The sequence below is a fragment of the Cupriavidus necator genome (genome assembly GCF_040578825.1).
Classification (GTDB): domain Bacteria; phylum Pseudomonadota; class Gammaproteobacteria; order Burkholderiales; family Burkholderiaceae; genus Cupriavidus; species Cupriavidus necator_E.
Genome location: NZ_JBEFLI010000060.1, coordinates 13794 through 27387, shown reverse-complemented (window position 1 = coordinate 27387; position 13594 = coordinate 13794). Strand labels below are relative to the sequence as shown.

Annotated in this window: 7 protein-coding genes and 1 other RNA gene; 3 read left to right on the top strand and 5 right to left on the bottom strand. The window is 60.1% G+C overall.

The window, feature by feature from the left end; genetic code table 11:
* Positions 1-337: 337 nt before the first annotated feature.
* The 4 genes from AB1I47_RS24875 to AB1I47_RS24860 all read right to left on the bottom strand — a co-directional run bounded on the left by AB1I47_RS24875 (position 338) and on the right by AB1I47_RS24860 (position 6657).
* Positions 338-553 carry a hypothetical protein gene (locus AB1I47_RS24875; RefSeq protein ID WP_354686371.1) on the bottom strand — a complete coding sequence of 72 codons (216 nt, stop codon included), beginning with the start codon at positions 551-553 and terminating at the stop codon, positions 338-340.
* An 11-nt stretch (positions 554-564) separates the two neighbouring features.
* A complete protein-coding gene (locus AB1I47_RS24870) occupies positions 565-2844 on the bottom strand; it encodes a DUF6531 domain-containing protein (protein ID WP_354686370.1) in 2280 nt (759 codons plus the stop codon).
* A gap of 1217 nt (positions 2845-4061) precedes the next feature.
* Positions 4062-4421: a transfer-messenger RNA gene (gene ssrA / locus AB1I47_RS24865) on the bottom strand.
* A gap of 457 nt (positions 4422-4878) precedes the next feature.
* Positions 4879-6657, bottom strand: a complete 1779-nt coding sequence (locus AB1I47_RS24860; RefSeq protein ID WP_354686369.1) for a hypothetical protein — start codon at positions 6655-6657, stop codon at positions 4879-4881.
* 135 nt (positions 6658-6792) lie between these two features.
* Between AB1I47_RS24860 and recD2 the strand changes: the two genes are divergently transcribed.
* Positions 6793-8982, top strand: a complete 2190-nt coding sequence (recD2, locus tag AB1I47_RS24855) for an SF1B family DNA helicase RecD2 (protein ID WP_354686368.1) — start codon at positions 6793-6795, stop codon at positions 8980-8982.
* A gap of 555 nt (positions 8983-9537) precedes the next feature.
* Here the strand turns inward: recD2 and AB1I47_RS24850 are convergent.
* Positions 9538-10500 carry a LysR family transcriptional regulator gene (locus AB1I47_RS24850; protein WP_354686367.1) on the bottom strand — a complete coding sequence of 321 codons (963 nt, stop codon included), beginning with the start codon at positions 10498-10500 and terminating at the stop codon, positions 9538-9540.
* A gap of 142 nt (positions 10501-10642) precedes the next feature.
* Here AB1I47_RS24850 and AB1I47_RS24845 point away from each other — a divergent pair, with 142 nt between their 5' ends.
* Positions 10643-11962, top strand: coding sequence for an MFS transporter (locus AB1I47_RS24845; RefSeq protein ID WP_354686366.1), 1320 nt, complete (start codon positions 10643-10645; stop codon positions 11960-11962).
* 110 nt (positions 11963-12072) lie between these two features.
* Positions 12073-13581 (top strand): M81 family metallopeptidase, encoded by a 1509-nt coding sequence (locus AB1I47_RS24840; RefSeq protein WP_354686365.1) that lies wholly within the window; start codon positions 12073-12075, stop codon positions 13579-13581.
* The last annotated feature ends 13 nt before the right edge of the window (positions 13582-13594 follow it).

Genomic DNA, 13594 nt, shown 5'->3' with positions numbered 1-13594 from the left:
ATGGCGTTATCGGCCCTTATCGCCCCTTCCCAACATTGTCGCCGTCACCTACTTCCCAGCCCCAGGCTCAACTGCTAACCGGTCGCACTTTTGGGGCAGTGTAAGACTGTTGCCGGCCAGGCTCGGCCATTGGCCATTTCGTCAGCGAACGTCCGGTGTGTGTTCATGAACCGACGTTGAGCCGGCGTTGGTCATTGGCCCCCGTGCCGCAGCTCACCGAAAGTCGTCTCGCGTCGGGCGCGAGCGGCTGACCAACCCGTAAGACTTCAGCGTGGGGGAGCCGCTGCACGACATAATCTTCGGGAACGTGACATGCGATGGTGTCGCAAGTCAGTCCTTAGTCTTCCATCGGGTGGTATTTTCCCCATCCGAAGTAATCGTTATAAATTTGCGCGGCCTCCTCGTAGGTTTCGGCATCAAACGTTTTTAGTAGAACCGGCTTGCCTTCGAACAAGTGAGCTTGTGCTTCGAATTGCCCCTTTTCGATGAGCGCGTTTTGTCCACTGCCGTCAACGTCCGAAATGGCTTGCCAAATCTCATATGTCTTTGTCATCCCGTTTCCCCTTACGGTACGAAGGCCATGCCTTTTTGCACCTCAATGTCAATTCGTTCACTACCATTGACTACGATGACTTCATCATTGCGGAAGCTCTGCCTTGTCGGGCCTGTTCCTCCACCTCTACTGGCATTCACAACAAACCGCTTGGCTCTCGCCAAAGCCTGTGAGCGGTCCAGATACTGCTTCTTGGTCATGCGCCCTTCGAGGGCTTCCAATTTCGCCAAGCCCGACGCGGCTGTAAGCGGTTCCTCTTGAGCCCAAGCCTCAACATCGCCCGCTCCCTCATCTCGATAGCCGGGACCTTGCGCCTGAATCCTTCCTCGGTGATCTGTTTTCGGACTATTTCCCGAACACGTCTCAATCAGTCGTGACGTCCAAATTGCCATCCATTCCCAAGGCTTCTTTCCGCCGAGGTTGGGGGCGAGTACGTCCCATGGACTCGGTGTGTAGGTGCCAGGAATCGACATGGATGCGCCCACAGCCGTCACCGGCGCCGGTACTGCTTGCGCATGTGCCGATCCGAACAGCCAGTTGAATAGTTTCGAGATCCACCCCATCCATGCGCTGAATGGATTACTCCCCGCATTCTCTGATGTCGTCTTCGCCAACGTCAGTTGTTGCTCATCCGGATCGGGACCAGTGAGCGACTGCCCATTCAGCAAAACATCAATGAGCCGGTGCGCCGCATCATAAGTGTAGTTCGTCACGTCTCCATTGGGACTCGTCACCTGGATTTTCTGCCCAATCGCGTTGTACACATATGCCGTCACGTTGTCGCCATACAGGTACTGGAGCACGCGCCCCCGCTGATCGTAGACGTACTTGACTGTCACGCCCTCTAGGTCGACTGCCTCGAGCAACCGCCCAGCGGGATCATAATGCACGGCGCGCGACGTTCTACCCGTTCCGTCGGTTGCAGATGTCAAATTACCCTGCACATCGTAGCCGAATGTCCACTGCTGTGTCACCGTGCCATCGACCTGCTCCACCAAAGCCGTCATTAGCCCGTTGGTGTCATAGCCATAGCCGTTGCTGGACACCGTGCCCGATGGCGCTGCTCCGAGCCCCTGACTGCCGTTGGCGTCAGCCGTAGGGAACCAGCCGTGAGCGGTCATTTGACCTCTTGCGTCGTAGGTGAAATAGTCCACGCGTCCTGGCGCTGCGACCTTCAGCGGCAATTTCCAGGTCGGATGCCACTCGGTGGTCGTGGTTTTGGGGTCGGGCGTGCTGTAGTCCTCGATGCGCTGTGTTTCTCGGCCAAGCGCGTCATAGGTGTAGCGTGTTTCCTTGTTGTCGAAGTCGACGCTGCCGGACACGTTACCGTTGGCGTCATAGCTGGTATTTTTTGCCACCTTGCCGCATTCCGGACAAGAGGCGGATGCCCCTGTTGATCTCATAAAGTCGTCACCCGTCTGCTCAAAGCTGAGAGTCGTGTTCGACCCACCGGGAGTAGTGACGCTCGTTGTGCTTCCCGTCAGGTACTGGAACTGGAACCGATTGACGCCCCCAGCATGCTCGCTCGAAATCGCCCTGCCCGCTGCGTCGTAGGCGTAGATCCCGAACCGGGTACCAGCTTCATCGATGATTCCAGTCAGCGCTGACGGGAATCTCGTGTCTTCATACACATAGGTACGGAAGCGTGCGTCCGGCCATACGACCTTCGACAGCATGCCGTAGACACTGTATTCAAAGGAGGTGATTTCACCTGCCGGAGAGGTGATCGCATTCACCCGTTTGTCGGCGTTGTAACTGAGCTTCAGTGTGCGCCCGAACTGATCGGCAATTGCAATCAGCAGGCCAGGTGCAGGAGCAATGCTCGGCGGAGTCGCCGCATCGCTATACGCAAGGATTGTCTTAGCACCCGCCCTAGTAGTGACGGAAAGTAGCTGGCCACTCGCACTGTAGCTCTCGATCGAGTCGTCCTCGGCAATATACTCCCAGCCCACTGTTTCTCCGCTCGGAGCTGACCTTCCGTTCAATCTGCCCTTCTCGTAAGCGTACGACGGCTGCCACTGCCTGGTCGTTGCATCCCTTACGAAGTATTGGCGTGTACCGTCGCCTCGGATCACCGTCAGTTGGTCCGTAACAGCTGGATGGGTTCCAGCATCGATCCGGCGCTCCCAATTGTGGATCCACAGGTCACCGAGGCTTCCACCTTTCAGCCCCTTGCTCGAATAGTTTCGCCGGAATGACAGGCTATTTCTGATATCGGCAAAATCTGTTTCGCTGGCAATCTTCTGTCCTGCACCGGGCAGAACGGGATTGCCGATAGCTGAACATGCCATTTCCCTTGGCGCGCTTATGCAACGATTTGCAGTAGCGTCCCACGTTGTCCCGGCGGGGCACGAGCAACCAGAACGGGTTCCTACCATACCATTCCTACATCCACAGTAGTAATACGTCTTGTAGGCGGACCGGTACATTCCCGATGCCGCTTGGTCGCAATCAAGTCTCCAGAATTGCTTATCGTTATTACAGTAGACTGGATCTGTTTTCTTAGGGTCCCAGTTCGGAAACATAACCCCGCCATCGGCTGCGCATAGCTGCCCCTCCTCCACCAGTTCCTGCGGGTAACCAGGCGCCTCCATGTACGCTTCTTGCCGTACCCACACTTTGTGGGTTGGTCCTCCACTACCGATTTGATCCGCCGCGCAAACGACGCCACTCAATATCAGTTGAACGATAGCAAGTGCGAAAACTCCCCTCAAACTGAAAATTCCTTTCACGACCCCTCCTTGTCTTCAATGCCCAATCCTTCGCAATGCCGGTTAGCACCCCGACGGGACTGAGTGTTTTTGTAGTGGTACTTGGCAGGTCTTGTCATCTGGCCACGCCACGGTCGACAGATCCGAACTCGGCCCAACCTGCATGGGCTGCTTTTGTGCACGTCTAACTGACTCGCATGCCCAATACAACTTGCATGGCAACAGGTCATTGGCCTTGCCAATGCGACTCCTCCCCGCAGTTCTATCCTGGCCCCTTATTCTTCTTGAAACGAATGCCTCACGCGAGTGTAGGGGCCGGGACATCACCTCACGTATCGATTTGCTTAAGTCTGAGATCTGATTTATTAAAATCACGATGACTTGGCGAAGGCACGGACGCACTCAGTGTCCGAACGGCTGCATCACGTCAGATTGCTGCCATAGATAGCGGGAGCGCCGAACGACGCAGAAGGGTCGCGAAGAGACGACGGACAGAGGGCGGAGATCCGTGACTTGCCGCACCGCCCTGCCCCTCCGATGACGAAGACTTCTCGCCGGCGACCCGGTCGGTGATACCGTTCCGCGAGACATACCCGGCATAATGTCTAGACTTTTACGTCACATCCTTGGACGGGGCTTCAAGGTTTTATAGCTTGGGCCGCTGTAGGGACTGTTTTCGCCAGCATAGAGAAGTAGGCGGGCGGGCTCATTGAGGCACGCCAGGAGGAGCTGTCATTTGCCGTCGTGATCGAGCATTTCCGAGTATTCGCTGCTGCCATCGATGCCAAGCCTTCAAATGAACAAGGGCCCCCGAAGGAGCCCTTGTCAGTAACTTTTCTGTTTCGAGGTCAGTTACAACCCAAGGCGGCTGTTAGGCGGCCAATGCGAACTTTTCGTCGTTAGCATTTACTTCGATTTAGTTTTAACGTCTTCTCTGACGGGTTGCCTCACGACCCTATCTCCCCCTGTCGAAACCAAGTCAGGCCCATCAGAAGCGCACTACCCGTGCAATGTGCTTCTGGTGGACCTGGGCGGAATCGAACCGCCGTCCAGAAGGCCTTCAAGAAGAAGGTTCACAACCATTATCGGGAACCTTGCGGCACCCGACCCTGCAGATTCTACGCCTCCTGCCAGCAGCGTCAAGGCAGTTTACGCGCGGCTCTACAAGGCCCGTAATCGGGCTGCGCAGCCCCGTCGGGCAGCGCAGGCGCGAGACTCTTGAACTCTCGACTCTGTACACCCATCCAACTACTGCCGGCGAATTTTCTGTGCGCCGCTCATAAGGAGGCGTTATCGGACCTTATTGCCCCGGCGCCGCAACCGCCCGTCCCGACCCCGCTTTGCGATTGGCGGCGTGGAGTGCAACGGCAGTAGCCGGCCGTTGGCGTGCGCTATCTCAAGGACATTCGGACGCCGGCTCCGCCCAGTCGACGGACCTTCGCGCGCCGACCGTGCTCGTCATTTCCTCGACCTTTCCGGCTCATCGCGGATCGGAGACAAGGGCAGACAAGTCCCGTGACGGGGATCCGCTTTCGAAAAAAGAGACATTCGCGGATTACGCTGAGCGCCCTTTAGCGAACATCTGCTGCATGTGATCCGCCTCGAGGTCGGGCTTCAGGTAGTCATGCCAAAACCCAGAATGCGAATTTGAGTCCGGAATTTTTCTTCGCTTTCAAGCCTGACCACCAATTGTCGATCACCGGCGCGTAGACACAAACTGGCTGTTTCCTTATGCGTAGCGATCAAGGCGGCGATTTCCGCATTCTCACAATCGATCAGCAATGTCGTACCCGAGATTTTCAGCGCCTTGCCCTGTTTCTCGGTGGTCTTGATGAAGGACTCCACCGTTTCTGGGAGGGGCTGGTCTTCCCGGGTCTGCAGAAACGCTCGAAGCTCGGCAATGTCGCGCCCTTTTTCAATCGCTCCGACAGCCTTTTGGCGGTCCAGTCGCCAACTCTTGTCCGTTGCCTCTACGGCCCAGGTATCCAGCGTGAGCGATTCTTCCCTTGACAGGCCTCCGCCGACGACATTTACCTGCAGACTGGGCAAGACAGACAGCTTGACGCTCGGCTGGATCGGGACGGGCGTGTAATCCTCAACCGATCCGAGACACCAGGCACCCAGCGGCGTCACGCGGAAGTAGATCAGGCCATCGTAGCGGCTGAGGAATCCCAAATCGTCCGTCCCCCACAGGTCGCCAAAGTCGTTACGCGCGCCGGTCGCTTCGATGTAGGCGACATCGATGATGCCAAGGGCGGCGGCGTACTCGAGCAGGAAGCAGAGAAGGTAGCGGAACTGCAGAATCTCCCAACTATGATGAAAGCCGTTATTGCCGAGGCTGCCATATTGCGGGTCGCTGATGTAAAGCTTCCACGGGTTGTGCGTCACGTCAAACGTTTGGCCTATCGCCTGCATGAACCGGGAAATGTCATCGACATCGATCCACGCTCCAACCGGACAGAGCCGCAGTATGTCATTGATAGCGGCACGACGCGGCGCCACCGCGGTCATGACGCGACCTTTCGATTTCTGCCCCTTGATGACGTCAATGCGGCTGAACTCGTCATAGAGACTCGACTTAAGCCATTTGCTCCAGATCGTACCCAATACACTGGCTGGGGAAGACGTCAAAGCTTTCCGCCCCGTCGTGCTCAATGCCAGTTTGCTACCGTTCCGTTGCACCAGTCCGGCAGCCTGAAGCAGCAGGGGCCACGAGAACGCCTTGATCGGGCCGATTTCCTGATCCCATTGATCTTGCTTTGGTTTGTGGGCATAGAAATCGCCGCCGGCGAGGCTCTCCGTCAACAGGCGCAGCGTGGCTGAGCCAGGCAGCGATGTCTTGTCGCTGACCTGGAGCTTGCCCTGATCAGTCAGACGCATTAGAACCGACAGATCCACCATGGCGTCGCGCTCGGTGTGTCGCACCGTCAGCCGGTTTCCCCCGATCTCCTCCGGAAGCGTTTCGATTGTACTCAGCCTGACGGCCTCGGGTTCGGGCACGAAGGTCCGCAGTCGCTCGCGCATATCATCGGGCAGGCTGTAACACCCATCCTGGTGATACAAAAAAAGGCCCAACGCCGTCGGCGGTCCATAATACGAATAGCGGCGGCCATTCTCCTTGATGGTGAAGTCGGGCAACCGCCCGTATTTCGCCCGAAACCGGTTTCCATCAAAGGAACTATCCAAGGCGTACGCGGTTTCCGCCACCGCCATCCGCTGGATGTCATCCAGACGATCCCAGAGTGCGCGCAGCCCGTCCCCGGCGAGACTTCGCAGGATCGCCCCGACCAGTAGATCTTTCCTGCCGGTGGGAGAGGCATCAGGAAGCCAGCGCATCAACGATTTTAGCTGGTCGATGGTGAGGCGGGCGAGCACTTCGTTTAACGTGTTCATGGCAAAATTGGATGTGCTTCTCAGGGACGAAGACCTGCATTATCTTCGACATCTCCGGCTCGCTCGTAGTCTTACACGATAGGATGCCGGTCCTGTCAGCGTTTCAGTAGCGATCCAACAAGCCGCGCTTCATCCATGTCAGCAAGCCCCCCCAACGTCGCCCCCAGGCCCGAACCGGAACGCCTCGCGGGACTGGTCGAGCGTGTCACGTTCCATAACGCCGATAGTGGCTTCTGCGTCCTGCGTCTGAAAGTCAAAGGCGAGCGCGAACTCGTCACCCTGATCGGACACACCCCAACGGTGGCGCCGGGGGAATACGCCTCGGCGTCGGGTACATGGGTTACGGATCGCGAGCACGGGAGACAGTTCAAGGCGGTCTTCGTCAGGATTTCGCCACCGAACACGCTGACCGGCATTGAGCGCTACCTCGGCTCCGGGATGGTAAAGGGTATCGGTCCTGTATACGCCGGCCGGCTGGTCAAAGCCTTCGGTGCCGCCGTGTTTGACATCATCGAACAGACACCTGAGCGGCTTAGGGAGGTCGAGGGGATTGGCGCGATACGTGCCAGAAAGATCACCTCGGGCTGGGCCGATCAGAAGATCATTCGCGAGATCATGGTCTTCCTGCATGGCAATGGCGTTTCGACGTCCCGCGCCGTGCGGATTTTCAAGACCTATGGCCAGGACGCCATCTCTATCGTCACGGAAAATCCTTACCGGTTGGCCCGGGACATTCGCGGCATCGGGTTCCTGTCGGCCGATACCATCGCCCAGAAGATCGGTATCGCACATGATTCCCCGCTGCGTGCGCGGGCTGGCGTCTCCTACGCGTTGTCAGAAGCAGCCGGAGAAGGCCACTGTGGCTTGCCCCGGAGCCAACTCGTGTCGCTTGCCGTGAAGCTGCTCGAAATCCCGCAACCCATCATCGAGGATGCGATCGACCAGGAACTGGCAGAGGAAGTCGTAATCGCCGATACCGTTGACGGCGTTCCAAGCGTTTTCCTCGCGCCGTTGTACAACGCCGAGCTTTCGATCGTCTCGCAAATGAAGCGCCTGAAGTCTGGATCGCCGCCATGGACCGCATTTGACGCAGAGAAGGCAATTCACTGGGTTGAGAAAAAGCTCGCGATCCAGCTTGCCGATAGCCAGAAGCAGGCGATTCGTCTGGCACTTTCGTCAAAGTTGCTGGTCATCACCGGCGGCCCTGGCGTTGGGAAGACGACACTGGTCAATTCGATACTGACGATCCTGCGTGCAAAACAGGTGAAGGCGTTGTTGTGCGCACCAACCGGACGGGCTGCCAAGCGATTGTCGGAATCGACCGGGCTTCAGGCGAAGACGATCCACCGGCTGCTTGAAGTCAATCCGGCCAATGGGCAATTCAAGCGCAACGAGGAGTCGCCGCTCGAATGTGATCTGCTGGTGGCTGATGAGTGCTCGATGGTCGACGTGCCTCTGGCGAACCAGTTACTGAAGGCGGTGGCGAGCGCCACCGCGGTGATCTTCGTCGGCGACGTGGATCAGCTCCCCTCGGTTGGCCCGGGACAGGTTCTCTCTGACTTGATCGAATCGGGCGCGGTGCCTGTCGTACGCCTGACTGAGGTGTTCCGGCAGGCCGCCACGTCGCGCATCGTCCGGAGCGCCCACCAGATCAATCAGGGGCTGTTCCCGTCCCTCCCGGAAAAAGGCGAAGAGTCCGATTTTTATTTCGTGCCGGCGGAAGAACCCGAGGCGGTTGCCCGGACTGTTGTCGACCTGGTCAAGACCCGGCTACCCCGAAAATTCCAGCTGGACCCCGTGCGCGACATTCAGGTGCTGTGCCCGATGAACCGCAGTCTCACCGGCGCTCGCGGCATTAACCAGATGTTGCAGGAGGCGCTGAACCCGCCGGGCGAACACAGTATCGAGAAGTTTGGCTATCGCTTCAGCGTCGCCGACAAGGTCATGCAGATCGAGAACAACTACGACAAGGACGTCTATAACGGCGACATTGGATTTGTGACCCACATCGACGCTGAAGAGCAGGAGCTCACAGCGACCTTTGATGAGCACATCGTCACCTATGCATTTGGAGAACTGGATGAGCTGGTGCTGTGTTACGCGACGACCATCCACAAATCTCAGGGATCGGAATATCCGGTTGTGGTGATCCCCGTCTCGACGCAGCACTACATGATGCTCAAGCGGAACCTGATCTACACCGGCATCACGCGCGGCAAGCGCCTTGTTGTACTGGTCGGTCAAAAGCGTGCACTGGCGATTGCGGTCAAGGGCAAGCAAACGGAACGTCGCTGGTCGAAGCTCGCAGAATGGTTATCTCCCTGATCCGCGCGTGTTAATGCAAACGCTGCCTCCAGGCCGTCTTCGGCCAACTGTGGCGGCACACCCGCTTCCTCCTCCAGGCCACGGGTGATTCGCGCCGGCTGCACTGTCACGCCACTCGCAGATCCATTTAGAACGGCCTTTCATCTCCGTTCTGCGACGCCCCCGAAGCCATCGACGTTTGACGGTATCCATCGCACAGCACAAGACGAAATCAACCGCAAAATACGAATAAACGTCCGCGGCCGCCGACCAGCTTGCGCGGCTTTAGCGCAAGCAACCGTTCCTACGCCATCACCGCCCCTCAAACCTGTCCTGTCAGCGGCGCTGCTGCTCGGCTTGTGCTGGGCCAAGGCTGCTCTGAATGAGACCTTGGCCTTGATTGCAACACGTACCCATCGCGTGCGACCGGATCGCGCTAAGCCACGTCCGCCTCGCCGCTCTTGATGGCTTGCGGCGGTTCGCCGAAGATCCGCAGGAACGCACGCCGCATACGTAAACAAAATGCCAACATCGCGCGGCGAGCCGCAGGCTGCAGCCGGATTTTTGGTGGCAGTTTCAGTTTGTTCGACGCCTGCTGCGTGCTGCCGTCTTTCCCTTGCGCCGTCCCCCATCTGCAAACATCGGCATATCCCGAAGAATGCAGTGCAACAACGTATCGGCTGCCACACCGAGCGGCCGTCCCGCCTTGACCAACAGCCGCGCCTTGGCAGCTTCCAACAAAGGATGCGCGATTGGCAGCGCAACGAGCTTGCCTGCCTCCAGTTCGCGATAGGCCGCGAATGCGCCGATCAGCGTGACGCCGTTGTTGCGCTTGACAAAGTGGCGCAGCACCGCGAGGGAGTTGGTAGTAAGGGTCGGGCGGATGTGAATGTTGTCGGCGTAGGCGAGCATCTGCACGACCTGCCCGAGGCCGAAAGCGGGCGGCATCAGCGCAAGCGGATACTCGGTGAGTTCGTGCACCTCGACTGATCCGCCCCGCACCGCGAGCGGGTGTCCGGCGTGGACGAGCAGCACCACCGGCTGCGACGACGTTGCGATGTACTCAATATCCGGATGTGTCGGTGGATTATAGGCAAGGCCGATATGCGCGCGGCTCTCGGCCACTTCCTGGAGCACGTTGTTGACCGGGAGGATGTCCACGGTCACATCAAGCTTCGGATAGCGCGCGCAGAAATCGGTGAGTACCTCGTCCATCAGACCATCGACAAAACCCTCGCTGGTGGCGATACGCACTTGGCCGTGTTGCAGCCCGCGCAGCGCCTGCAGGCGGTCTTCGAACAGTTCCTGCTGGGAGCGGCAGCCGCGCCAGTACTCGAGCAAGTGCGCCGCGGCCTCGGTCGGCTGCACGCCGCGTGCGTGGCGCTCGAACAGCGGGGCGCCGATCTCCTCCTCGAGCAGCCGGATCTGCCGCGTAATGACGGACGGTGACGTGTTGATGCTGTCGGCCGCGCCACGGATGGAGCCGTGCGTGAGTACCTCATGAAAGTAACGCAAGCGGCGCTGGTTCAGTTCGCGCATGTTGGAATCCCGGTCGACATGTGAAGCGTTGGCCAAAAAGCAACATTAGTCTACTTAAGTTGCTCTTGCTCTGCTTATTCTTCTGCACGACGATCCACCAATCGACACCGCATCGAAAACATACGTACTAAGGGAGAGAGACATGTCCGCCATTCCGAGCCCACAAGACCTTGCCGCGCACGACAGCCCGGCCCGTCAGGCCCTGTACCGAAAACTGAACTGGCGCCTGTTGCCGTTCCTGTTGCTGTGCTACACGTTCGCTTATCTCGATCGCGTGAATATCGGGTTCGCCAAGCTCCATATGCAAAGCGATCTGGGTTTCTCCGATGCGGTCTACGGACTCGGCGCAGGCATCTTCTTCCTCGGCTACGTCCTGTTCGAGATCCCGAGCAACCTTCTGCTGCCCAGGATCGGGGCGCGCAAGACCATCAGCCGAATCCTGGTGCTGTGGGGCCTGACCTCGGCGGGCATGATGTTCGTCCATGACGAGACCACGTTCTACGTGCTTCGCTTCCTGCTCGGCGTGTTCGAGGCCGGCTTCGCACCCGGCATGATCTTCTACCTGACCTACTGGTACGGCCAGCAGCGCATGGCTGGGGTGATGGCGATCGTCATGCTCGCCGGCCCGATCGGCGGCATCTTCGGCTCGCCGCTGTCGACGTGGCTGATGACCGGCCTGTCCGGCGCACACGGCCTGGCCGGCTGGCAGTGGATGTTCGTCGTTGAAGGCCTGCCATGCGTGCTGCTCGGCGTGCTCGCACTCAAGGTGCTGGCTGACAAGCCGGCCGACGCGAAATGGCTGACCGACAGTGAGAAGCGGATGCTCGCCGCCGACCTGCACACGCCCAGCGGCAGTCATCACTCGTTCGGGCAAGTGGCGCGGGACCCGCGCGTGTACCTGCTGGCATTTGCCTACTTCACCATGATCTGCGGCATCTACACCGTGAGTTTCTGGCTGCCGTCGATTCTCAAGGCCGACGGCGTGACCGATACCATGCAGATCGGCTTGTATTCGATGGTCCCCTACATCGGCGCCGCGATCGCGATGGTCGTCATCGGCCGCAACTCGGACCGCTGCGGCGAGCGCCGCTTCCACAGCGCGGTGCCCGCGTTGCTCGGCGCGGTCGCGCTGGCTGCGGCGACGCTCGCAAGCGGCAACCTCGCGGTCTCACTGCTCTGCATGACGATCGCCACGGCGATGATGTGGGCGGCATACACGGTGTTCTGGGCAATTCCGTCGCAATACTTCAAGGGCGACGCGGCAGCGGGCGGCATCGCGCTGATCAATACGATTGGCCTGATCGGCGGCTTCCTGAGTCCGACCATCATTGGCACGATCCGCACGGCGACGGGCAGCATGGAAGCCGGGCTGCTGGTCATGGTCGCCCTGCTGGTCGCGGGCGCCGCGGTGCTCGTGGCGAACCGGCTGCCCGCGCCCCAACGCGCGTTGGCGAAAGCCTGACGGCGCTGGCCCGCAGGTTCCGCAAGCACATCAACGCTATTCGCGGCGTTATGCCGCCTGCGCTGACGGCTGTACCGCCGGCGCATCATCCAATTCTTGGAGACACGACCTTGGCAACACGCATTTTGATCGCCGGCTTTCAGCACGAAACGAACACATTTGCGCCATCGAAGGCCGCTTACGCGAACTTTCAGCGTGGCGAGGGCTTCCCGGCCATGGTGCGCGGCGATGACATGCTCGCGCTACGCGACGTCAATATTCCGGCGGGCGGGTTCATCGCCGCGGCCGAAAGGCGGGGCTGGGCCCTGCTGCCGGTTATCTGGGCGGGCGCAAGCCCGTCGGCCCATGTCACCGAGGACGCCTTCGAGCGCATTGCCAGCGAGATCGTTGAGGCGGTTCGCATGGGCGGCTTCGAGGCTGTGTACCTCGACCTGCATGGCGCCATGGTCGCCGAGCATACCGACGACGGCGAAGGCACGCTGCTCGAGCGTGTGCGCGCGGCGGCCGGCCCGGCCGTGCCCCTGGTCGCGTCGCTCGACCTGCACGCCAACGTGACCGAGCGGATGCTGCGCGAGGCCGACGCCCTGGTCGCGTACCGTACCTACCCACATGTGGACATGGCCGAGACTGGTGAACGCGCGGCCATGCTGCTCCAGCGCCTGCTCGAGCGGCAGGCAGCGGGCTGCCGTCCGCTGCATCGCGCCGCGCGCCGGCTGCCGTTCCTGATCCCGATCAACGGCATGTGCACGCTGCTCGAACCGTCGCGCGGCATGTACGCGCAGCTCGCGGCGCTGGAGACCGGCGGTGTGGCCTCGCTGTCGTTCGCGCCCGGCTTTCCGGCGGCTGATTTCCCGGAATGCGGCCCGGTGATCTGGGGCTATGGTGACGACGCCGCGTCGGCAGAAGCAGCAGTGCAAGCCCTCTATGACAAGATGCTGGCCGATGAAGCCGCGTGGCAGGTGCCGTTCCTGTCGCCCGACGACGCCGTACGCGAGGCAATGCGCCTGTCCGACGGTGCCGACAAGCCGGTCGTCATCGCCGACACGCAGGACAACCCCGGCGCGGGCGGCGATTCGAATACAACCGGCATGCTGCGCGCGTTGCTGCGCAACGGCGCAAAGGGCGCCGCGATCGGCTTGATCTGGGACCCCGCGGTCGCGGCTGCGGCCCATCGCGCGGGCGTCGGCGCGTTTATCGAGGTGGCGCTGGGCGGTGTCTCCGGCGTGCCCGGCGACGAACCGCTGCATGGGCGCTTCGAGGTCGTGAAGCTGTCCGATGGCGTGTGCCGCTATGACGGCCCGATGATGAACGGCATGCTCGCCAACGTCGGGCCCGTGGCCTGCTTGCGCATCGACGGCGTGCTGATCGTGGTGAGTGGCGGCAAGGCGCAGATGCTCGACCGCAATCTCTATCGCATAGGCGGCGTCGAACCGGAAAAGATGAAGATCCTCGTCAATAAGAGCTCGGTACACTTCCGCGCCGACTTCCAGGACATCGCCCACGCGGTGCTTGTCGCCAAGGCGCCCGGCCCGATGACGGCGGACCCGGCCGATTTGCCGTGGACTCGGCTGGCGCCGGGGATTCGGATGAAGCCGATGGGGAAGGCGTTCTGGGGTTAGGGTTGAGTTCGGG

Bases quoted from the DNA above. Each gene is read 5' to 3' on its own strand.
- AB1I47_RS24845 (WP_354686366.1), top strand. From the start codon at position 10,643: ATGTCCGCCATTCCGAGCCCACAAGACCTTGCCGCGCACGACAGCCCG.
- AB1I47_RS24875 (WP_354686371.1), bottom strand. From the start codon at position 553: ATGACAAAGACATATGAGATTTGGCAAGCCATTTCGGACGTTGACGGC.
- AB1I47_RS24850 (WP_354686367.1), bottom strand. From the start codon at position 10,500: ATGCGCGAACTGAACCAGCGCCGCTTGCGTTACTTTCATGAGGTACTC.
- recD2 (WP_354686368.1), top strand. From the start codon at position 6,793: ATGTCAGCAAGCCCCCCCAACGTCGCCCCCAGGCCCGAACCGGAACGC.
- AB1I47_RS24860 (WP_354686369.1), bottom strand. From the start codon at position 6,657: ATGAACACGTTAAACGAAGTGCTCGCCCGCCTCACCATCGACCAGCTA.
- AB1I47_RS24870 (WP_354686370.1), bottom strand. From the start codon at position 2,844: ATGGCATGTTCAGCTATCGGCAATCCCGTTCTGCCCGGTGCAGGACAG.